Genomic DNA, 22,193 nt, shown 5'->3' with positions numbered 1-22,193 from the left:
TCGATGACCCCGCCCTTGCACCCTCCCGTCAAACGCTCGGTCACCATCGCCGGTCACCCGACCTCGATCAGCCTCGAGCCGCTGTTCTGGGACGCGCTGGAGGCCGAGGCGGCGCGGCAGGCGCTGCCCGTCAACGCGCTCGTCGCGCGGATCGACGTCGCGCGGATGGAGGCCGACGATCCGCCGAACCTGACCTCGGCGATCCGGCAATGGTTGTGGCGGCGGCGGATCGCCGATTAGATCGCGGCGTACACCGCATGCCCGAACGCCGCCCCCTTGTCGGGGGCATGATGCAGGAACAGCGAGGGTTCGATCAGTTCGAGTTCCATGATGTGGAGCTTGCCTGCTGCGTCGCCGACCATATCAACGCGCGCGTAAACTGGCGGTGCGGGAGCCGCAGCCAGTGCCGCTTCTGCCAGCGCTTGCGCATCGGCACTCGCATCCCACCCCGACTCGCGCCCGCCAAATTGTTCCTGGACACGAAAGTCGCCCGCCGCGGGCCGTTTGACGATGGCGTGGCTGAAATTGCCCGCGAAGAAGAACAGCGAATATTCGCCATCGGTCAGGATGCCGGGCATCAGCGGCTGGACGAGGCGGCGCTGGCCGAGTGCGTCGAGCGAAATCGCGCCGAGCGCCGCGATGCGGTGAGTGCCGTCGGCGCCGCCCGAAATCGCGGGTTTGATCACGACTTCCTCGACGCCAAGTTTGGCGCGGGCATTGCTGAGGCTGGCATCGTCCAGCGCCGCAACCTCGACCGTCGGCACCACCGCGACACCCTTGGTGCCGAGGTCGGATAGGTACGCTTTGTCGCTGTTCCAGCGCAGTACCGGCACCGGATTGGCGACCGGCAATTCCTCGGTCTCCAGCCGGTCAAGCAGCGCGTACCAAGCTTCGACATCGCGCTGATACCCCCAGGCAAAGAGCGGCAGGATCAGGTCATAGCCCGACAGGTCGCCCGGGTCGGTCCACACGCGCTGTTCGACGATCAGCCCGGCGCCGGTCAGCGCCGCCACCTTGCGGGCTAAGGCAGGCTGCCAGTTTTCGGTATAGTTGGGCGCCGGCACGAGCATCACGACGCGGGGCTGGAAAGGCATTACCTCCCCAAAAGCCCGCGCGCCTGCCCCGCAATGTGCGACAGCATCGCGCCGTTGGGGTTCGGGATCGTCCGCGCACGCTCAACCGTCGTGCGGAACTGTTCGACGCGCGGGGCATGGTCGGCGAGCCATTTGGTCACCGCCGCGTCGAGGTCGCCCTTGGGAAGCCCCGCGAGGAAGCCCAGCCGCATCTGCTGGAAATCGCGCGCCAGGCTGTTGACCAGCAGGCGTTCCCACGGATCGCCGGGGCTCATATGCGCCGCCAGCGTCTGCGCCCAGTCGAGCCCGAGCGCTTCGCCCAAATGGGTGAAGGCGCTGGTTACCGCGACCTCGTCGTCGCCGCGCCGTTCGGCCAGGTCGACGATGCCGATCGCGCCGTCGGTCTTGAACAGACGGACGACCGCCTCGGTCAGCGCCTCGGGCGCGCCGGCGTCGAGCAATTGCTGGGTCAGCATGTCCCACTGTCGCTTGACCGAGGGGCTGAGCAGTCCGTCGACGCTGGCATTGAGGCGATCGACCCCGGGTTCGAGCCGCGCGACGACCGGCCCGGCCTGCGACAAGGTCTGCGTCACGCGCAGCAGATCGGCCATCTGGGAGGTCATCGCCGACGCCGCTTGGGCAAATAGCGACAAGCGCACGCTCTCAGCAATCTTGGCATCGTCCAGCGCGGTCCAGATCGCGGGCATGCCGAGCAGGCGCTCGACCGCGACAAATGCTGCAGCGATATCACCGAGCGCGCAGCCCTCTTCCTCGACCAGTTCGAACGGATGGACGATGCCCATGCGGTTGATGATCCGGTTGGCGATCTTCGTCGCAATGATTTCGCGGCGCAGCTGGTGATCGGCGATCGCCGCCGCAAAATTGCGCTGCATTTCGGCCGGAAACGCCGCCGCAAGGTCGCTTGCCAGCGCCGGATCGTCGGGCAGGCTGCTCTTCTCGATCGCTTCCTGCAACGCGAGCTTGGCGGTCGACAACAGTACCGCGAGTTCGGGACGCGTCAGCCCACGCCCTTCGGCGGCGCGGCGGAGCAGCTCGTCGTTCGCCGCCAGACCTTCGACCTTGCGATCGAGCCGGCCCGACGCCTCGAACGTCTCCATCAGCCGGACATAGGAAGCCACCGCCGCAGAGCCGCCTTTTTCAGCGATCGACAGCGCCAGCGCCTGAAGGCGGTTATCCTCGAGCACCAGTTCGGCGACATCGTCGGTCATCCGCACGAGCAGCGCGTCGCGCGTCTCTTGCGCCAGCCGTCCTTCGGCCATCTCGCGGTTCAGTGCGATCTTGATATTGACCTCATTATCCGAACAATCGACGCCGGCGCTGTTGTCGATGAAGTCGGTGTTGATCCGTCCGCCCTTCGCCGAAAAAGCGATGCGTGCGGCCTGCGTGGTGCCCAGGTTCGCGCCCTCGCCCACCGCTTTCACGCGCAGATCCTCCGCATCGACGCGCAGCGCGTCGTTGGCTGGATCGCCGACCTCGGCATTATTCTGGCTCGCCGCCTTCACATAGGTACCGATGCCGCCGAACCACAGCAGATCGGCGGGCGCCTTCAGGATCGCCGAGATCAGCGAACCGGGGTCGATTTCGGCTACCGACAGCCCGAGCAGCGCCTGGACTTCGGAGCTCAAGGGGATGCTTTTCTGGCTGCGCGGAAAGATGCCGCCGCCCTTCGAGATCAGCTTGGCGTTATAATCTGCCCAGGATGAGCGCGGCAGGTTGAACATCCGCTCGCGTTCTCTCCAGCTTTTCGCCGGATCGGGATTGGGGTCGAGGAAGATGTGGCGATGGTCGAATGCCGCGACCAACTGGATTGCTTTCGACAGCAGCATGCCATTGCCGAACACGTCACCCGACATATCGCCGCAGCCGACGACGCGGATCGTGTCGCTCTGCACATCGATGCTCATTTCGGCGAAGTGGCGCTGAACCGACAGCCACGCGCCCTTGGCGGTGATGCCCATCGCCTTGTGGTCATAGCCGTTCGACCCACCGCTCGCGAACGCATCGCCGAGCCAGAAATCGCGTTCCATCGCGAGCGCATTGGCGACGTCGGAGAAGGTCGCGGTGCCCTTGTCGGCGGCGACGACGAAATAGGCATCGTCGCCGTCGTGGATCACGACGCCCTTGGGATGCACGACTTTGCCCGCGACCAGATTGTCGGTGATCGACAGCAAGGAGCGGATGAAGATGCGGTAGCATTCGGTGCCCTCGGCAAACCACGCATCGCGGTCGAGCGACACGTCGGGCAGCGCCTTGGGATAGAAACCGCCTTTCGCGCCGGTCGGCACGATGACGGCATTCTTGACGCGCTGCGCCTTCATCAGCCCGAGGATCTCGGTACGGAAGTCGTCGCGGCGATCGGACCAGCGGAGGCCGCCGCGCGCGACCGGACCAGCGCGCAGGTGAATGCCCTCGACGCGCGGCGAGTAGACCCACACTTCGCGCCACGGTAGCGGTTTGGGCAGGCCCGGGACTTTGCTGCTATCGATCTTGAACGCCAGCGCTTCCGCTGCCGCGGGAGCAAAGGCATTGGTGCGCAGCGTCGCGCCGATCACGGCATGGAACAGGCGGAGGATGCGATCCTCGTCGATTGATTTGATGTCGGCAAAGCCCGCAAGAATGTCGGCTTCCAGCGCTTCGGCGCGCTTCGCATCGCGTGCCTTGGGATCGTGGAGGGCGCGGAAGCGCTCGATCAGCGCCCCGGTGAGCGCGGGCGCATGGCGGAGCGCGCTGACAACCGTGTCCATGCCATAGGCCGAGCCGCCCTGACGCAGGTAACGGAACCAGGCGCGCAGCCACACGATGGCGCGCGGATCGGTCTGGTTGGTCAGCACCAGTTCGTTGAACGCGTCATTCTCGGCCTTTCCGCCGAGCACCGCGGCGATCGCGCCTTCGATCACTTCGGCGTAGGGCAGCAGCGCAAGTTCATCGACATTGGCGGGCAGGCGCAGCGTGAAATCGTGGATGACGATCGGCTGTTCGTCGTCGGCCTCCATCCCCGGCGCACGGCTCTGGCCGAGCGCGGTCGGGATTTCTTCGAGCACTTCGAAACCGAAATGTTCAAGCGCAGGAACAACGTCGGACAAGGCGAGCGGCCCCACGGCGCTGTACACTTTCAGCCGCAGCCGGTCGTCGCCATCGAGGCTCTTCTTCGCCAGCCGCACGCTGCGCGGATTTTCGGCGTCGAGATCGCGCAGGCGCAGGATATCGCGCGCGGCTTCCTCGGGATTATAGAGGTTGCGGTAATTGGGCGGGAACGTCGGGGCAAAGCGTGCCGCGAGCGCCGCGGCGCGTCCGGGATCGCCGCGCTTCGCCAGCGCCGCTTCGACCTCGGGCTGCCAGCCGCGCACCATCTGTTCGAGCTGGGTATTGAGCGCGTCGGTGTCGGGAACGACCCCGCCGCTGCGCAGGTCGAGCGTGTAGCGCAGCAGAGCCGCGCCGCCGTCTTCGAGTACCATCGTCCAGCCGATCACACCGGCTTTCGCCTCGCGCACCAGCATCGCTTCGACCGCGATGCGGCGACCGGTCGACACCTCGTCACGCGGCAGCCAGACGAACACGAACAGATGGCGGCCAAGGGCGCTGCGCACCGTCACCAGTTTCGGGCGCGGGCGGTCGGTGATCGACATCGACGTCAGCACCAGCGCTTCGAGCGACGCCGCGTCGAAGGCGATCAACAGGTCGTGCGGCAGCGCGGTAAGCGCGTGCGCGAGCGCCTTGCCGGCATGACCCGCGGGATCAAAGCCGAATTTGGTCATCAGCGCGTCGAGCTGCGCGCGCAGCACGGGCACCTTGTCGGGGCGCGCCGACAGCGCCGCGCTGGTCCACAGACCGGCGTGGATCGACAGGCGGTCGACCTTTTTGCCCTTCATTTCGGGAACAATGACAAGGTCGAGCAGGACGCGGCGATGGACCGCCGACAGTCGGTTCGACTTGATGAGAAGCGGCGCCTGGCCACCGCCATCGAACCAGGCGAACGCCGCATCTAGTGCGGCGGGGGACAAGAGCTGGCTCTCGCTGCTTTCGCTGACCCCGAGCGGATCCTGCACCTTGCCGTCGCGGGTGCGCCATTCATGGCCGAGCTGGGTCATCGCCCCGCCTTCGAACCACCGGAGCAGTTCGGCCGCCTCGCCGTCGACGCGCATCGCGGCATCGGCGAGCATCGCGGCGCGCATCGCACGCCAGTCGCGCACCGCGGCGCGGACATCGCGTAGCGCCGCTTCGAGTGCGTCGAGCAGGCGGCGGCGGGCGCGGGCGTCGCCGCGCTCCAGCTCCATATAGATCACCGACTCGCGCGCCGGTCCTTCACCCGCTTCGAGCAGTTGTCCCTTGGCATCGCGCTTCACGGCGACGACAGGGTGGAGGATGCGGTGAACGGCAAGCCCCTGCGCCGCGACCATCTGCGAGGTCGAATCGACGAGGAAGGGCATGTCGTCGTTGACGATGACGAGCCGCATGCGGCGGTCGGTGCCGTCGGCGGCCATTGGTTCGAGCAGCAGCGACGGGGTGTCGGCAGTGCGGTCGAGCGAAGCGCGCCCGGCGAACTGGCTGGCGTCGGCCAGCGCCGCCTTGTCCATATCGTCACCCTCGCCCGGCAGCGCGCTGCCATGCAGCGCCGCCAGATAGGCGGCGGCAATTTTGGCGGGGACTTTGGCGGTGGTGGCGGTGGGCGTGTCCGTTTCCGGCATGTCGGACGAATTTTGAGGCATAAAGTGCAGCATCCCGAACCAAAAGATGGGGATCCCTGCCGACGATCGGCGGGGGCCCGTTCGCTCCCCACCCTATGCGCCTGTGGCGCGCGCGGCTCAAGACCTCGTTCGCGCGCCCACGTTAAAATATTTCACGTTTCGGATCGACTGTTGCGCAAGCGCCGTTAGCCGCCTGTAATCGGCACCGCCTTGCGCGCCAGCTTGGCGATCAGCGCCGGATCATCCGCCGCTTTGGCGACGATGCCGATATGCCCGCCCGGCATCGCGCGCGCGATCAGCACGACAAATTCGGCGTCACCTGCGTCATGCTCGAGGATGATCGCCGGATGCGCGGTGCGCAAAGCGGCGAGGTTTTCGTCGGCTTTCGGCTCGGTATCACGCTCGGGTTTACGACGCGCGCGCGCGTCCTTGACCAAGCCTTTGAGGCCGCCCGGATAGCAGTCGAGATAAGCGGCGAGTTCGCCGCGGCCGATGCCTTCATCCTTGGCATGGCCCAGTACACAGGCATATTCGGCAAGGCGGGTTTTGTCATAAGTCGCGCCGAACACCAGCTTTACGACCGGCGTCATCGGGGCGCGGTCCTGCACCGCAAGTCCGGCATCGTCGAGCAGGGCGGCAAAGGCGCCGGGCTGCTGCTCTGCGACCAGCGCGAAATCCCATGCTTTAGCGACCGCCTGATACAGCGCGCCGCGGCTGCGACTGTCGGCGGCAATCGCGCGCTCGGCGGTTTCGCGCGCGAGCGCGAGCCAGTCGGCGAGTTCGGCGTCGGCGCCGGGGTCGCGGTCGTTCTCAAACACCTCGTCGGCATTGGGCGCGGCGACGATCGGCACGTCGCTATTGTCGATCAAAGCGCCAAAGCCGGGGGTCGCATCCCCATCGCCGTCATCGTCAAGATGTTCGCTGTCGGGACCGTCGGCCCACACCGGCACCGGCGCGGTCAGCGGCGCGGCGCTGCGCAGCGCCTGTTCAACCGACAGCAACAATTCGGCGGCCTGATCGGCAGGCGCCGCTTCTTTCCAGTTGATCACGCCCATGATGAAATCGATCGTGTCGTCGTCGGACGAAAAGGGCAGCAAGATGCCACGATACATGATGGTGACGCCGCGATCGTTGACGAATTCGGCCTCAAAGCCGATCGGGGCGCGGTTGGCGATGATCTGAAGATAATGGTCGGTCAGCCGCGACAGCAGCGAGCGGCCGGGAATCTGGCTGATGTAATGGACATCCTCGTCGATCTGCGATTCTTCGCGCAGCCGGTCGCCGACAAAGGCGATACCGGGATTCTCGACTCCGGCAGTGAAGTCGAGCAGCACCGAATGAGACCCGAAATCCGCGCGCTCCAGATCGAGGTCTTCGACCGACGGATAAGCGCGATCGGAAAGCAGCGACGCCCAGTAATTATAGGCGCGCACCTGCATCCGCCGCTCGTCGGCACCGACCGACGCGGGCGGATCGATTGCCCCGTCGTCCTGGTCGTGGCTGCCCGAAAGCAGTCCGCGCATGCTGTCCATCATTTATCCCCAGCCAAACACATCGGGGGATGTCATGCACCAGAAGTGGTAAAAGCCGCGTAAACGATGGCAAAGATAGGCGCGGCATCGGCGGTGCCACAACGGGTGTCGCTTGGCGCATGCAAAGGGTTCCGGCCGCCGCGCGATCTTCGTCACGCGGCGGCCGGTCCGGGGGGAGAGCCAGTTTATGTACCGGTAAGTATACAAAGTGTGTGCGCTGGGTCAAGCGCATTCTGTACCGTTCAGTAAACTTAATCTTCTAGCGCCCGGGCCAGAGCTTCAGTCCGGTTTCGACGAGCCGCTCGAGCTCGGCGCGCGTCGCACCCGCCCCCGCCTGCACCGCCATGCCCTGGTTCATTGCAGTCAAGAAAGCCGCGAGGCCGGCCGGATCGACATCATCCGGAAAATCACCCTCGTCTTTCGCCCGCGTAAAACGCTCAAGCATCGCCTGCTTCGCCGTCGCGCTGCGCGCCACAACGGCCTCGCGAATACATTCGGCCTCGGCCCCGCAAGCGACCGAGCTGATCACGCCGAGACAGCCATTGGGATTTTCGGGACAGCTGTACATATCGAGCGCGCCGTACATCAGCCGTTCGGCGACCCCGCGCGCGGTCGGCGCGTCGAGCGCGGCGCGCATATAATCGGTCTTTTCGCGCTCATAGAGGTCGAGCGCCTTGTTAAACAGCGCCTCCTTGTTGCCGAACGCAGCGTAAAGGCTGGGCTTGGTGATCCCCATCGCTTCGGTGAGGTCAGCCATCGACGCGCCCTCATAGCCCTTGGACCAAAAGACCCGCAGCGCCGCCGCCAGCGCGGCATCGACGCAAAACTCGCGCGGGCGACCTTTTGAAACGGTGGCGGCTTCGATTTCCATAACGGGTGGTATATAAATTGCGATGCGGCAAATGTCCAGTCTCCCCGGGAAGCGGGTGCGAAAGCCTCAACCGCAGTGCCGCAAACCCAGGATCGCAATGCTATCCGCGCTGCGCCGCCAGCACCCTCAGGATATTGCCGCTCCACATCTTTTCGATATCGGCGTCGGAGTAACCCGCAGACTTCAAGCGCTCGGTAACCTTGGGCAGCGCCGAAATATCCTCGATCCCGGCCAGCCCGCCGCCGCCGTCCCAGTCGGCGCCAAAGCAGATATGATCGACGCCGCCGACTTCGATCGCGCGCAGCACCATTGCCATATATTGCTCGAAATCAGCCGCCCACAGCGGCTCGGTCTTGTCGAGTTCGCGCCACTTGCGATTGAGCTCGGCCTGCTGCGCGGGCGACAAGGTGCCAATACGCTCATATTGGCCGAACAATTCGCCGCGCGCCGGGGTCATGTTCATATCCGACATGAAGATCGTCGAAATGCACATCGCGCCGCCCTTCGCCGCCAGTGCTTTCAGCCGCCCCTCATCCAGGTTGCGCGGATGATCGTTGGCTGAGCGCAGGCTCGAATGCGACAGGATGATCGGATATTTCGACAACGCCAGCAGCTGATCGAACGCGGCATCGGACGCATGGCTGGCGTCGATGACGATGCCCAGCCGGTTCATTTCGGCCACCCACTGCTTGCCGAGCGGGCTGAGGCCTTTCCACCGCGCCTCTCCGGTCGCGCTGTCGGCGAACTGGTTGGTCTTTGAATGCACCGGCCCCGCCATGCGGACGCCTTTTTGGTGGAACTCGGCGAGCAGCGTGACATCCTCGCCAAGCGGATAGCTGTTTTCCATCGACTTATACGCGATGAGCTTACCAGCCTTGCTCAGCGTCCGGGCGTCGGCGACGGTCCGCGCAGCACCGATGGCATCGCCATGCTTGGTGATCGTCGCGTCGATCAGGTCCGACCGCGCGCGGGCGAACGCCAGGGCATCGGCATATCCTTTTGCGTCGAGCGCGCCCTGCTCGGTGTAGATGACAAAGAAACCGCCATCGAGATTGCCGTCCTTCATCCGCGGGATATCGAGTTGGACCATGTCGTCGATCAGGCCGTGGCGGTCGGCAAAGCTCCACCCCTGCCGCTCGAAATGCAGCGGGGTGTCGAGGTGCGTGTCGAGCACGAGCATCCGGCTGTGCAGCGGTGCCTCGGGAGCTTTCGCCGCTTGTTCGCCGGTCGAACAGGCGGATAGCGCGGTGGCAGCCAGCAGGATTGCGAGGTGCTTCACTTCTTGTCCTTCACCGGCTTCAGGTCGAGATCGTGATAATCCCAGCTGAAATCGGCAATCTTGCTGACCGCCTTCATTGTCACCCCGATGATCTTGCCCTCCGCATCGAGCGCGAACGTTACATAAGCGGGTTCGATGGCAGGATCGTCGAAATCGGTGACGAAGCTGTCATATTGCCAATGTTTGAGCCGCCCCGCCATCCGCGGTGTCGAGGTAAAGTCGATCGTCAGGCCGGTTGTCGCCGACCCGATCACGACATCGCCATACCAGGGATCGCGGTAGCGCCCGGCATAGCCCGACAGCGCCAGCGACGGTCCTGACTTCACCGGCGCGGCCTGCGTCTGTTTTAGATATTCGACCCCGCCCGCGAGCCGCGATTGGTACCAATCCTCCCATTTGGCGATCCAGCCAAAATCCGGCTGATCGAGATAATGATCGAGGAGCTCATAGGTCAGCCCAAGCAGCATGCCGCTGTCCTCGCTGTTCATCATGATCGCAAAGCCGACATTTTTGTCGGGGATCATCACGACGCGGGTGATCGATCCGAACACCCCGCCGCCGTGTTGAATGATGCGGTGGCCGCGATAATCCTGGACGTTCCAACCCAGCGCATAGGCCTGCTGGTTCGGCTGCGCAGGTTTCAGACTGTCGGGGAGCGAAGAGATGGGCATCGGCGTGACGGGTGCCCACATTTGCTTGGCTTGCGCTTCGCTGAAGAGCCGTTTGCTATTGGGTAGCGCGCCGTGCGCAAGCTGGATCTTGAGCCACGCCGCCATGTCGTCGGCGCTCAGCGCGAGCCCGCCCGCGGGCGCACCATTCCGGCCCAGCTCGTCGCGTTCGTTCAGCGCCTGCTGCGGGCCGAGACCGCGCAGCGGCCCCGACAGTCGCGCGTGCGGCCATGACCGGTTGGGAATGCGGAAACGGTCCTCGCTGTCGGTCGTCCCGTCCTTCATCCCGCCGGGGCGCAGGAGGCGTTCGCGCATGAACACTTCCCATGTCTTGCCGGTGACCTCCTCGATCAACTGCCCCGCGACCGCATAGAGGATGTTGTCATAGGCATAAGCCGAGCGAAAACTGGTTTGCGGCTTGAGGTAAGCGACACGTTCCACGGTCTGCTTGCGCGTGAGGTTGGTGCGCGGCACGAACATCAGATCGCCCTGCCCCAGCCCCAGCCCGCTGCGGTGAACGAGCAGGTCGCGGATCGTGATCTCGCGCGTCACCCACGCGTCATGCATGCGAAACCACGGCATATGTTTGATGACCGGATCGTCCCATGCGATCTTGCCTTCGTCGACGAGGATCGCCAGCGCCGCCGCTGTCATCGCCTTTCCGGTCGATCCGGTCTGGAACAATGTTTGTTTGTCGACCGGCGCACGCTCGCCAATCTTGCGGACGCCCCAGCCGCGCGAGAGCGTCGTCTCGCCATCCTCGACGATCGCGATCGATACGCCGGGCGCGCCGATCTTCTGGCGCAAGGTTTCGACCGTTTCGACGATGTCCGTGGGCGGGTCAGCCCAGGCGGGTGCGGCAACCGACAGCATCAATGAGAGAGCAAGCAGGCGGACGGCTTTCATGGGACGGTCTCCATTCGAACGGGAGCAGGGCGCAACAGGCGCCAGACGCCGATGGTCAGCAAGGGCGCGACAAAGACGATCAGGAACAGCCAAGCGAGGAAACGGTACCCGCTGGCGATCAGATCGACGAGGCCAATGCGCGCCGCGACGTACATGCAGCCGATTAAAATGACGCCGCCGATCGCGGCGCGCGCGCTGGTGCCGAGCGGCGGGCGACCACGTGCTTCGACGACCCCCGACACCCGCTCGTTGATCGCATGGATCGCGCCGACCCCGCTTTCAAGCAACGCGGCAAAAATCATCAGCTGGAACAGGATGTGGAACCCCGGCACTGCCATCTGGCGGAGCAGGAAATCGGACGGCAGCGTCTCGGCACCGATCGCTGGATAAAAGGCCATCATCGCGACAAAGAACAGGATCGCGGGCAGCATCGTCAGCGGTCCGGCGATGATCCCCGCAACCACCGCATCGCGCTGGCTGGTCAGGTGGCGCAGCACCGGCAGAATGATCACCGCGCCGACGATGTTATAACTGGCATAGGTCAATCCGCCCGCAACCCAATTGCCCGACGGCGGCGGCGCATTGGCAAACCCCACAGCAATCAGACCGCCGAAACTGCTCAGTGCGAAGACCAAGAACAGCGCATAAACCGCATAGATCAGCATCGAGGCATATTTGAACAATGTCTCGACGGTGTCGGTGCCGAACGCCGTGAAAGCGATGATGCTGATCGCAAGCACTATGGAACCGGCAAGTTCGGGCCAGCCAAAGGTCGCGGCGCCGATCGCGCCGGCCGCGGCGCCGAACACGGCAAGGATCAGGATGACGAAGATCAGATAGGCCAGCTCGAACGCGACCCATCCCGGGCCAAGCAGCCCCTGAAAAAAGGCACGATAGTCATAGGCGCTCATCTTGCGCGCCAGAGCGAAGGTGACCGCGGCGACGACGCTCCAGATCAAGGTCGCCATCAGCATCGCTGACAGCCCGCCCCACGGACCCGATGGCACAAAATATTCGGCGAGTTCGCGGCCAGTGGCATAGCCGCCGCCGATGATCACCGCTTTCAGCGCCAGTCCGGGCAGCAGGAAGCGCTGGAACCAGCTCGACCTCCTCCCCGTCTCGCCCACACTCACGCGAGAATATTTTCGACAAGCGCGTCGAATGATGCGCCGCCGCGGATCGGATCGGTGACCGGCAGGCCGAGCCGCCGGCGCTCCCCCGCCATCAGCGCTTCGGCAGCTTCGGCGTCATAGCTCGACGTGTTGAGGCTGACCCCGCCGCAGCGGATCGCCGGATTGGTCCGGCTGCCGAGGCGGATCGTCAGGTCGATAACCTCCTCGATCGACGGCAGCGCAAAGCTCTCCATGCCCAGGATCACCTTGCGCGTCGGGTCGTGGCACACGACAAACACATCGGGCTGGCTGCCGTGCAGCAAACCGAGCGATACCGCGGCATAAGCCGGGTTGAAGATCGACCCCTGCCCCTCGATCAAATCCCAATGGTCAGCAGGCGCATCGGGACTGAGGATTTCCGCCGCTCCTGCCTCGAAATCCGAAACGACCGCGTCCATCGGCATCCCGCCGCCTGCAATCATGATGCCCGTCTGTCCGGTGGCGCGAAAGTCGGCATCGATGCCGCGTTCGACGAACGCGCGATGCAGCGCCAGCGCGGTATATTTCTTGCCGAGCGCGCAGTCGGTGCCGACGGTCAGCAACCGTTTGCCGCTGCGCTTGCGGCCGTTGCCGATCGGAATCGACGGCGGCGGCGTCCGCACGTCGATGAGCCGCTGCCCGGTGCGCTTTGCCGCCTCGGCCAGCGCAGGCAGGCTCGCCAGCCGGACGTGCAGCCCGCTGACGATGTCGAGACCCGCCTCCATCGCCTCGACCAGCGCGGCGATCCAGCTGTCGCCAATCACCCCGCCCTGGTTGGCCACTCCGATCACCAGCGACCGCGCCCCCGCCGCCCGCGCCTGCGCGGGCGACATCGGCGGCAGGCCGGTGGTGACGGTGCAGCCGCCGATCGCCAGCTCGCCAACGCAGCGATCCGCCGCCCAGTCGGCCAGACCGAAGGCGGTCTTGGCATAACCCGCCTCGGTCGTGTCGCCGAGGAACAGTAGATAGGGCTGCGGCAGGGTCAGGCTGCTCTCCAGCCTGCCGGTGGGCGCGTTCATCGTTTCCAACTCCAATCCGCTCAAAAGGCCAGGTCGAGTGCGACACCCACCGTGCGCGGCTGGAGCGGCGAAATGCCAAGGAAGCTCGGCTGATTGAGCCCGTTGGCGAAGGTCGAGCGCGCCATCTCACCCTGATTGTCGAGCAGGTTGCGAGCATAGGCGCGCAATGTCCAATGATCGTTGAAGGTGATCGAGGCGTTGAGATCGACCGATGTGTAAGGCTTGGCCGTAGCGACTAGCGGATCGCTTTCGACCAGCGACAGGCGGTTGCTGGCGTGGCGGACACCGGCGCCAAAACTGCCCTTGTTGCCCCCGCCCAGTTCGAATTCATAATCGGCGCGCAGCGCGCCGCTGAACTTCGGTACGGCGGGCAGGCGGTCGCCATCGGCGCCGCTGATGTCGGGCACATCCTCGCTGAGCGTGGCGTCGGTGTAGCTGCCGGTGGCGCTGATCGTCAGGCCGGGGGTCGGACGTAGCGCAAAGCTGCCCTCGATCCCTTTGCTCCGCGCCTTGCCGCCGTTCGCCCCGCCCGATACGCCGCCGAACGAACGCACAACCTGGATGTCGGTCCAGTCCATCAGGAAGAGCGCGACATCGACCGAAACCAAACGATCGGCAAAGTCGGCCTTCAGCCCGATTTCATAGTTCTTCATCCGGTCGGCATCGACCGTCGGCGGGACGTTGGGAACAATGACGTTCGGTCCGCCGGGGCGATAACCGGTTGCGAGGCGCGCATAGAGCATCGCGTCATCATTGATGTGGAATTGCGGGCTGATCGAGTAAGTGAACACGCTTTCGGCCGATTTGCCGGGATCGTCGGCCTGCGGCACGATCGCGCCCGAGCTGATCTGGCGGAAGGACTGCTTGTTGCGGGCCCAGCGCAGGCCGCCGGTGATTTCGAAGTGCTCGCTGAGCTTGAAGGTGCCGTTGCCAAAAATCGCATATTCCTTGTAAGTCGCGGGCAGGCCGACGATCGCCAGCGGATCAAGACCGGGGATCGGATTGCCCGCCATGTCGAACGAGCGGACCAACTGCGCGTTGCTGGTCGTTTCATCGGTGAAGAAACCGCCGATCAACCATTCGAACCGTCCGCCACTCGGCGACGCAAGCCGCACTTCCTGCGTCCATTTTTTCAAGCCCAGATCAAGCAAGAAAGGCGTGATGCCCGGCGCGATCGGGGGGTTGGTAAGGAATGGGAAGAGCACGCCAAAGGCGTAGCTCGCATCCTGCACCTGTGCGCTCTGCGTCTTGCTGTAAGTCGTCGCCGAGGTCAGCGTCGCCGCGCCGAAATCATAATCGAGCGTTGCCGAATAATAGTCGAGATCGACGTCGTAAGATTCGGGGACAAAATTGTTGAACGAACGTCCGTCGCCGAGCCGCGCGCCGGTCAGATCGGCGGCGTAAAGACCATTGCCGTCGGAATCGAGCGACTGCCAAATCCCGGCGAGCTTCACGCTGAATTCGGGCGTCGGTGTCCACAGCAGCGCCGCACGGCCGCCGCGCTGTTCATAATCATTCTGATCCTTCAGCGCGGCATTGTTGATGCTGTCGACCCAGCCCGGGGTGCTGCGCCAGGCAAAGCTGCCGCTGACCGCCAGCTTGTCCTGCACGATCGGCACATTGACCATCACCTGCGCGCCCCAGCCAAGCCCGTCACCGCCTTTGATCGCGAAGCCTTCGACCCCCGCCTTGACGCTGAACGCATTGGTGTTCGGCTGAACGGTGACATATTTCACCAGCCCGCCGATCGAGCTGGCGCCATAGAGCGTGCCCTGCGGCCCCTTGAGCACTTCGATCCGTTCCAGGTCATAGGGCATCAGGTCGATCGTGAACGCCCCAGCGCGGTTGTAGATCGCGCTGGAGCCCACTGGCGCGTCGTCGAGATAGATGCCGACGGTCTGGCTGGAGTTCAGCGGTGCGACACCGCGCAGCGTGATCGTCGTCTGACCGGGCGTGCCGCTATTGCTGACATTCATGCCGGGGACGTAACCCGCATAGTCGACCAGCGATGCCGACCCCTGTTGTTGCAGCTCTTCACCATTCACAACGGCGATCGAGATCGGCACGTCCTGGACATTCTGGACGCGCTTTTGCGCGGTGACGACGATTTCGCCCGCCGCCTCAACCGCACCCGGTTCCTGCGCCTGCGCCGGCATTGCGGCGATCAATGCGGCCATGCTTGCCGCGAAATAAAGTCCCTTGTTCATTGTCTTACCCCCAGACTTGCGCCAGCAGGCGGCGGAAATTGCCCCCTAACACGGCCGTGATGTTGTCGTTTGAATATCCTCGGCGGATCAGTTCCTCGGTCAGGTCAAAGACCTTCAAAGGATGGTCGAAACCGTCGATGTCGATCTTGTCGCGAAAGGCGTAGCTGCCCTTGTAGGCGCCCTTGAGCAGCGCATATTCGTCGGGCTTCATGTCATCGTAGCCATGCAAATCGGCGTCCGATCCGATCCCGACATGATCGATCCCGACGAGCTTGGCGACATGGTCGATATGGTCGGCCATATGCCCGACATTGGTCGGATCGGTGGTGCTTACGAACATGCGGACGCCGGTTATCCCCATCACCCCGCCCTTGGCCGCAAGCGCCTTGATCGCTGCGTCGGTCTTGACCCGCGGATGATCGACCAGTGCGCGCACGTTGCTGTGGGTGATCGCGATCGGCCCCTTGGCGATCGCGATGGCATCGAGCGTTGTCTGGTCGCCGCAATGCGAGACGTCAACGAGCATGTGCTGCTTTTCCATCTCGGCGATGATCGCCGCGCCATAGTCGCTCACGCCGCCGTCGATCCGTTCGGTGCTGCCCGAACCGATTAAATTCTGGCTGTTGTACGTTAGTTGCGCGCAGCGCAGGCCGAGGCGGCGGAACAGCGCGACATCCTCGACCTTCTCGAAATGCTCAGCATTCTGGATGCCCATGATGACCGCGCATTTCTTATCAGCCTTGGCGCGGTCGAGATCGGCAACGCCATCGACCAGCGTGAACACATGGCTATTGCGCCCGGCAAAGCCCTGCCAACCCGCGAGAAAGGTCAGCGCCTGCTCTTTTGCACCGGGACCGCCGAGACCATAGGCGTTGTGAAAGCCGGTGATGCCGCTGGCCTTGAACTCGGCCGCCTCGGCATCGGTCAAACGGTGGGTGATATAGTCGGCCGACAGCGTGATCTTGAGCGGCGCCAGCATGTCGATGACGAGCGACGAGGCAACCAGATCGACTGCGCGGCGCGAATAGGCGCGCCCTGGCGCCGCGGCAAACGCATAGCTTCCCTTGTTCACCATTGGCGCAGACAAGGCGGCGCCGACCGCGCCCGCGATGATCGCACGGCGCGTTACTGCGAATGACCCGGTCATCCCAGCCTCCCTCTCAACCAAGTTACAATATGACGACTATTGTCCTAATCAGAAAATTGTCAACCCATATAGGACATATAATTGTCATCTATCCCCAAATTTCTGCGGGGCAATGTATCATCCCGCCCCGATATTCGACGGCCGGCACCCGATCGCGCGCCAGGAAGGTCGGTCCATCGAGATCAACGATGTCGCACAGCTGGCCCAACACGAACGACGGCGCCATCGACAGGCTCGTCCCCATCATGTTGCCGACCATCACCTCGAGCCCGAGTTTCCGAGCCTGCCGCGCGATCGCCAGCCCCTCGGTCAGCCCGCCGCATTTATCGAGCTTGATGTTGACCACATCGAAGCGCCCGACGAGCGTCGCGGTGTCGGCGAGCGTCACCGCGCTTTCGTCGGCGACAAAGGGCAGCGGACGTTTCAGTCCGTCGAGATCGGCTTCGCGCCCGCGCTTGAGCGGCTGTTCAAGCTGCGCAACCTTGGTATCGACCAGCACCGGCAGCAACTTCGCCAGCGTGGCAATGTCATAGCCCTGATTGGCATCGACCCCGATCCACGCATGCGGCCGTGCAGTGCGGATCGCGACGACACGGGCGATGTCGTCACTCAGATCACCGGTCAGCTTGACCTTGATCGGTGCCTCGGGATCGATCGCCAGCGCCGCCTTCGCCATATTGCCCGCACTATCGGCGCCAAGCGTCAAGGTTGAACGCAGCGCGCGCGGCGGCTTTAATCCCGCCAGCTCCCACACCGGCCGTCCCGCCTGCTTCGCCTCCAGATCCCAATAGGCACAGTCGAGCGCATTGCGTGCGCCGCCCGGCGGCAGCAATTGCTGCAAATCCGCGCGCGCTGCGCCGCGCTCGATTGCGTTACGGACGCGCGTCGCTTCGGCCAGCATATGGCCGATGTCATCACCCAGATAATAGACCCCCGCCCCCTCGCCGCGCCCGACATGGGTGCCGTCGGACAGTTCGGCGACGAGCAGCGCGGTTTCGGTGAAGACATGCCCCGAAATACGGAACGGCTGGTGGTAGGGAAAACGCTCGACCCGCAGGTCGAGCGTCAGTTCTTGCGTCATTTGCGCCGCCATCAATAAACCATTCCAAAGCCATAGAGGTTGAAGGCGAGTGTCACCCACACCAGCACCAGCGCCGCGAGCACCAGCAGCACCGCGCCGAGCTTCATCGTCCAGCGGCGCTTGTCCTTGATCGTCAGCCACAAGTGCCAGCCCGCCGTCGCCAGCAAGCCGAAGGACGCCACCGGGGTCAGGACACGCAACAGATGGATCAGCCAGTCGAGCGGGCCGCCCAAGCTACCTATATCGGCCGAGAAAGCGGCGATCAGGCCGAGCCAGCCCGCCAGCGCCGCCAGCACCAGCCAGGCGAACATCCGCGAAAGCCGATAGACGCGGCGCGATTTACCTTCGAGCGCGAAATCGGCCTTGAAGCTGCGCCGTACCAGCGCGCGTACCGGCCACGCCAGCGCGGCGAGCAGAACGATGCCGAGCGCCGCAATCAGCGCCGGATTAAGCCATGCCGCATTGACGCTGGCAGGCGCGGGTTCGAACACCATGAACGGCGAACCGGCATCGACGCTGAAGCGCACGACGCGGCCGTCCTTGACCTCGGCCGCGAGGCGCTCGCCCGTGCCGCGGTCGCGCCACACGAACGGCTCGACTTCGACCCAGTCGCGCGCCCCGGCACCCAAGCCGTCGAGCGCCGGGAAGCTGATCTTGCCGTCTTCGGTCAGCGAGATGGTCGCCTGCCCCAACAGCCCGAGCAGGCTCATGAAGTTGGTGAACGACCCCCGGCTGCTGACATAATTGCCGACCATCATCTGCGCATGTTGAGCGGCGGTCTTGGCGTCTACGGTTCCTGTCTTGTCTTCGCCGGGGAGGTAACGATCGGCAAATTTATGGAACAGCGCACTACGCACCGCCCCCGCATCGCCCTGCGTCCCGGCGCTGTTCATCGACACATAAACGCCGATGTCATCCTCGGGGAACAGCCACAGATAGGAGTGGAACCAGACGGTATCGCCGCCATGCGCGATCGCGCGCCGACCGTTGACCCATTGTTCGTAGAAACCAAGCGCCATGCTGTTGAGCGGGCCAACGCCGGGCGCCTTGAAATCGTGCATCTGTTTTGCGGTCTCGGGCTTCAAAAGCCCGGCCCCCTCGTTCAGATGCGCGATCATGAATTTACCCATGTCGGCGCCACTCGCCGACAGGCTTCCCGCCGGTCCCGGGATGACGATCTCGAACGGTTTCGCCTTTTGCGTCACGTCGGGATAGCCCTTGGCCATATGCGGCGCGAGGCGTGCAGGCAGCGGCTGGCGGAAGGTCGAATGCGTCATACCAAGCGGTGTAAAAATATGATTTTCAATATAATTGTCGAACGGCTCGCCGCTGACGCGCTCGACGATATAGCCCGCGAGCGCGGTGGCGTAATTGGAGTAAGCGGGGGTCGTCCCCGGCACAAAAACACGCTGCGGCAACGCCATCGGCATCTGCTGCTTCAACGTCAACACCGCCTTGGGGTCGCTGCTGATCAGGTGACGCACCGATTCCTCGAACCCCGCAGTATGCGTCATGATGTTACGCATCGTGACCGGCTTGCCCTGATAGGCCGGAATCTTGAAATCGAGATAGGCGTTCACATCCTTGTCGAGATCGATCTTGCCCGCCTCGACCTGCTGCATCACCGCGGTCCAGGTCAGCAGTTTCGACACCGAACCGGGTCGGAACATCGTCGTTTCGGGCAGCACCGGCGCACGCTTGGCAACATCGGCAAAGCCATAGCCCTTTTGCAGCACGACCTCATTGCCGCGCACGACCACAACAACCGCACCGGGGATGCGCGCGCGCTCGAGCGCGTAGGGCAGATAGCCGTCCATCCACGCCTCAAGGTCGGCGGCGTCGAGCGTCACCGGGCTAGTCGGCGCCGCGGGTGCGGTCGCCGCAGCAGTTTCCACTTCCTTCGCCGTCGGCGCGGGCAGCGGCCCCTGCGCCGCGAGTGGCAGCGCGGCGAGCGCCGCCAGTCCGATCATCGCCTTGCGGATGAAACGCATCACTTTCCCCTTTTGTCTGGCCCGCCCTGTCTGACCTTGCAGCAAGCCGCGCGACGCCTTACCAAGGGTCAACAATCGTTAACCCAATAGGGACATAATGATCCTGATTAGAAAATTGTCAAACATGGAATGGAAAAATTGATGGCGGCTCGCGCAGCCCCGCCCACACTCGGCACCGTGATGAAGAGCATTCGCTCGCGAAACGGCTGGACGCTCAAGGAGATGAGCGCGAAATCGGGCATCCCGGTTTCGACCTTGTCCAAGGTCGAGCATGACCGGCTGACGCTGAGTTATGACAAGCTGCAGCAGCTCAGCCAGCGACTCAGCATCCGCATGGCGGACCTCTTCGCCGAAGATGAGAGCGACAGCGCGCCGCGTGTCACCGGCCGCCGCAGCGTCGGGACGATCGACCAGGCGGTGCGCGTCACCACCGACAACTACGACTATCACTATCTATGTACAGACCTGCGCCAGAAACGGATGATCCCGATCATCACCCGGATCCGCGCCCACAGCGCGAGCGAGTTCGGCGAGCTCGTCCGCCATCAGGGCGAGGAATTCATCTACGTGCTGGAAGGCGAGATCGAGATTCACACCGAATTTTACGACCCCGTAGCGCTGAAGACCGGTCAGGGCATCTATCTCGATTCGTCGATGGGCCACGCCTATGTGGTCGCCGAGGGGTTCGAAGAAGCGCTCGTGCTGGGAGTCTGTTCGAGCGCCGACGACGGACTGATGGATTCGCTGATGAGCCTGCACGGTTGACGTCTTTCCACCACGTCCGACCGTTCGGCTCTAGCCATCCGGGCCAGCCTGGCGACCGCACCGGACCCCACAAAAAGGTCAACCGTGCGCCAAGGTCGACACCGGTGACAGGCTTGGATCCGCTCGTGCCTTTTCGACATTCTCTGCAGGAATTTGGACCCACGTCCAATTGCATTCACTTGTCCATTTGGGCATCGTTCCGCCGTTATGGACAAGAGAGGTTTGTATGCCGCGTGACTTGACGCGTCGCCAGCTCGCTGGCGGCGCTGTTGCCTTTACCACGCTGGCAACCCTGCCGATGCTGGCCGCTGCCCAGGCCGACGCACCAACCTATTTTCGCGATGTCCTGTTGGTCGATGGGACCGGGAGTCTGCCTTGCCGCGCCGACGTCACCGTTGTCGGTGAACATGTTGCTGCCATTTTGCCGCCGGGCGGGTCGGTCCCCGATGGCGCGCGCCTTGTACCGGGAGAAGGGCGCGTCCTTGCGCCCGGATTTATCGATACCCACACGCATGGCGATCCGCTGGAACAATCCTATGATGCCTTCCTCGCCATGGGGGTGACCACCATTTTGCTGGGGGTAGACGGCAGTGGCCCCCGCATCGGGGACGATCGGGATCTGCGAACGTGGCTCTCGGCCGCCGATCGCGCCGCGCTGCCGCTGAATGTCGCCGCGCTCGCAAGCCACGGCACGCTGCGCCGCGCCGCTGGCATCCCGGACGCGGTGCGCCAGCCTGACGATGCCGCGCTCGCCCGGATGGCGGCGCAGCTTGACTGGGAGCTGACCGCTGGCGCCTTCGGGATCTCTTACGGGCTGGAATATGTTCCGGGCATTTATGCCGAAAGCGCCGAACTCGCCAGCCTCGCCCAAACCGTCGCTCGCCACGACGGCGTGGTCATGAGCCACATGCGGTCCGAAAATGACGACGAGATCGAGGCCTCGATCGAGGAACTGATTGCGTCTGCGCGCCCCGGTCGGCCCCACATCTCGCACCTGAAAATAGTGTTTGGCAAAGGCGAAGCCCGCGCCCGCCAGCTGCTCGACTATATTGCCGCCAAACGCCGTGCCGGTATCGATCTGACCGCGGACGCTTATCCGTACAGCGCTGGCTATACCGGGATTGCGCTGCTCTTCCCCGAATGGGCTTTGCCGCCCAGCAACTACGGCGCCATCGTCGCAGGCCGACGGCAGGAACTGCGCGATCATCTGATCGCGCGCATGAACCGGCGCGGCGGGCCAGCGGCGCTCCTGATCGGCACCGCGCCTTATGCCGGAAAAACATTGGCCCAAGCCGCGGACGAAGCAGGGCTCCACTATGCCGATTTCCTGATCAAGATCGGTCCGGGCGGCGCCTCGGGCGCGCATTTCACCATGGACGACGCGCTGCAAGATATGCTCGTACTCGATGCCGATGTTGCGATCTCGACCGACGGGGGTCCGGGGATGCGCCACCCGCGGGCCACCGGAACCTATGCTAAACTGATCGAACAATATGTCGTGAACGGCGGTCGGCTCCCGATCGAGCAGGCCGTCCGCAAGGCGACTGCGCTCCCGGCGCAAATCCTGCGCCTCCCCGATCGCGGAACGGTGAGACCGGGCATGAAGGCGGACCTCATCCTGTTCGCTCCCGACCGCGTGAAAGCGCGCTCGACCTACCTCGACCCCTTTGCCCAGGCACAAGGATTTGACATGGTCATGGTGAACGGACGGGTAGCCTTTGAAGGCGGTGAGCGTGTGGGCGCTCCCGGTCGCCTGCTGCGCGCGGCCAAGGTGTCCTGACCAGATTCGGGAGAATT

Annotated in this window: 15 protein-coding genes; 3 read left to right on the top strand and 12 right to left on the bottom strand. The window is 64.1% G+C overall.

What is annotated here, in order from left to right:
• Positions 1–3: 3 nt before the first annotated feature.
• A complete protein-coding gene (locus CDQ92_RS04695) occupies positions 4–240 on the top strand; it encodes a ribbon-helix-helix domain-containing protein (protein ID WP_088440174.1) in 237 nt (78 codons plus the stop codon).
• Here the strand turns inward: CDQ92_RS04695 and CDQ92_RS04690 are convergent.
• The 12 genes from CDQ92_RS04690 to CDQ92_RS04635 form a co-directional block, all read right to left on the bottom strand.
• A complete protein-coding gene (locus CDQ92_RS04690; RefSeq protein ID WP_088440173.1) occupies positions 237–1,094 on the bottom strand; it encodes an ATP-grasp domain-containing protein in 858 nt (285 codons plus the stop codon). The genes CDQ92_RS04695 and CDQ92_RS04690 overlap by 4 nt on opposite strands.
• Positions 1,094–5,779, bottom strand: a complete 4,686-nt coding sequence (locus CDQ92_RS04685) for an NAD-glutamate dehydrogenase (RefSeq protein ID WP_237246109.1) — start codon at positions 5,777–5,779, stop codon at positions 1,094–1,096. Before CDQ92_RS04685 ends, CDQ92_RS04690 begins: the two co-directional genes overlap by 1 nt.
• A gap of 185 nt (positions 5,780–5,964) precedes the next feature.
• On the bottom strand, positions 5,965–7,311 hold the full coding sequence (locus CDQ92_RS04680; RefSeq protein WP_088440172.1) for a PAS domain-containing protein: 1,347 nt from the start codon (positions 7,309–7,311) through the stop codon (positions 5,965–5,967).
• A gap of 259 nt (positions 7,312–7,570) precedes the next feature.
• The gene (locus tag CDQ92_RS04675; protein ID WP_088440171.1) at positions 7,571–8,182 is read right to left on the bottom strand and encodes a TetR/AcrR family transcriptional regulator; all 612 of its coding nucleotides are present in this window, start codon (positions 8,180–8,182) and stop codon (positions 7,571–7,573) included.
• A gap of 100 nt (positions 8,183–8,282) precedes the next feature.
• Positions 8,283–9,461, bottom strand: a complete 1,179-nt coding sequence (locus tag CDQ92_RS04670) for a dipeptidase (RefSeq protein WP_088440170.1) — start codon at positions 9,459–9,461, stop codon at positions 8,283–8,285.
• Positions 9,458–11,035: a serine hydrolase gene (locus tag CDQ92_RS04665; protein WP_088440169.1), complete on the bottom strand. Its 1,578-nt coding sequence runs from the start codon at positions 11,033–11,035 to the stop codon at positions 9,458–9,460. The genes CDQ92_RS04670 and CDQ92_RS04665 overlap by 4 nt, the downstream gene beginning before the upstream one ends.
• On the bottom strand, positions 11,032–12,168 hold the full coding sequence (locus tag CDQ92_RS04660) for a YkvI family membrane protein (protein WP_088440168.1): 1,137 nt from the start codon (positions 12,166–12,168) through the stop codon (positions 11,032–11,034). Before CDQ92_RS04660 ends, CDQ92_RS04665 begins: the two co-directional genes overlap by 4 nt.
• Positions 12,165–13,205, bottom strand: a complete 1,041-nt coding sequence (locus CDQ92_RS04655; protein WP_088440579.1) for an N-acetyltransferase DgcN family protein — start codon at positions 13,203–13,205, stop codon at positions 12,165–12,167. Before CDQ92_RS04655 ends, CDQ92_RS04660 begins: the two co-directional genes overlap by 4 nt.
• A gap of 20 nt (positions 13,206–13,225) precedes the next feature.
• A complete protein-coding gene (locus tag CDQ92_RS04650) occupies positions 13,226–15,412 on the bottom strand; it encodes a TonB-dependent receptor (protein WP_088440167.1) in 2,187 nt (728 codons plus the stop codon).
• Positions 15,413–15,416: 4 nt separating this feature from the next.
• Entirely contained in the window at positions 15,417–16,559 is a 1,143-nt protein-coding gene (locus CDQ92_RS04645) for a dipeptidase (RefSeq protein ID WP_088440166.1), read from the bottom strand.
• An 88-nt stretch (positions 16,560–16,647) separates the two neighbouring features.
• Positions 16,648–17,640, bottom strand: a complete 993-nt coding sequence (locus CDQ92_RS04640; RefSeq protein WP_229666998.1) for a dipeptide epimerase — start codon at positions 17,638–17,640, stop codon at positions 16,648–16,650.
• Positions 17,641–17,651: 11 nt separating this feature from the next.
• Positions 17,652–19,631 carry a serine hydrolase domain-containing protein gene (locus CDQ92_RS04635; RefSeq protein WP_088440164.1) on the bottom strand — a complete coding sequence of 660 codons (1,980 nt, stop codon included), beginning with the start codon at positions 19,629–19,631 and terminating at the stop codon, positions 17,652–17,654.
• A 141-nt stretch (positions 19,632–19,772) separates the two neighbouring features.
• On the opposite strand from CDQ92_RS04635, the gene CDQ92_RS04630 reads away from it, so the two are divergent.
• Positions 19,773–20,396: a helix-turn-helix domain-containing protein gene (locus CDQ92_RS04630; RefSeq protein ID WP_088440578.1), complete on the top strand. Its 624-nt coding sequence runs from the start codon at positions 19,773–19,775 to the stop codon at positions 20,394–20,396.
• Positions 20,397–20,622: 226 nt separating this feature from the next.
• The gene (locus CDQ92_RS04625) at positions 20,623–22,176 is read left to right on the top strand and encodes an N-acyl-D-amino-acid deacylase family protein (RefSeq protein ID WP_088440163.1); all 1,554 of its coding nucleotides are present in this window, start codon (positions 20,623–20,625) and stop codon (positions 22,174–22,176) included.
• Positions 22,177–22,193 lie beyond the last annotated feature (17 nt).

Source organism: Sphingopyxis bauzanensis, assembly GCF_002205675.1.
Lineage (GTDB): Bacteria > Pseudomonadota > Alphaproteobacteria > Sphingomonadales > Sphingomonadaceae > Sphingopyxis > Sphingopyxis bauzanensis.
The sequence above is the reverse complement of the archived record's forward strand: the minus strand, read 5'-3'. Positions and strand labels throughout refer to the sequence as shown.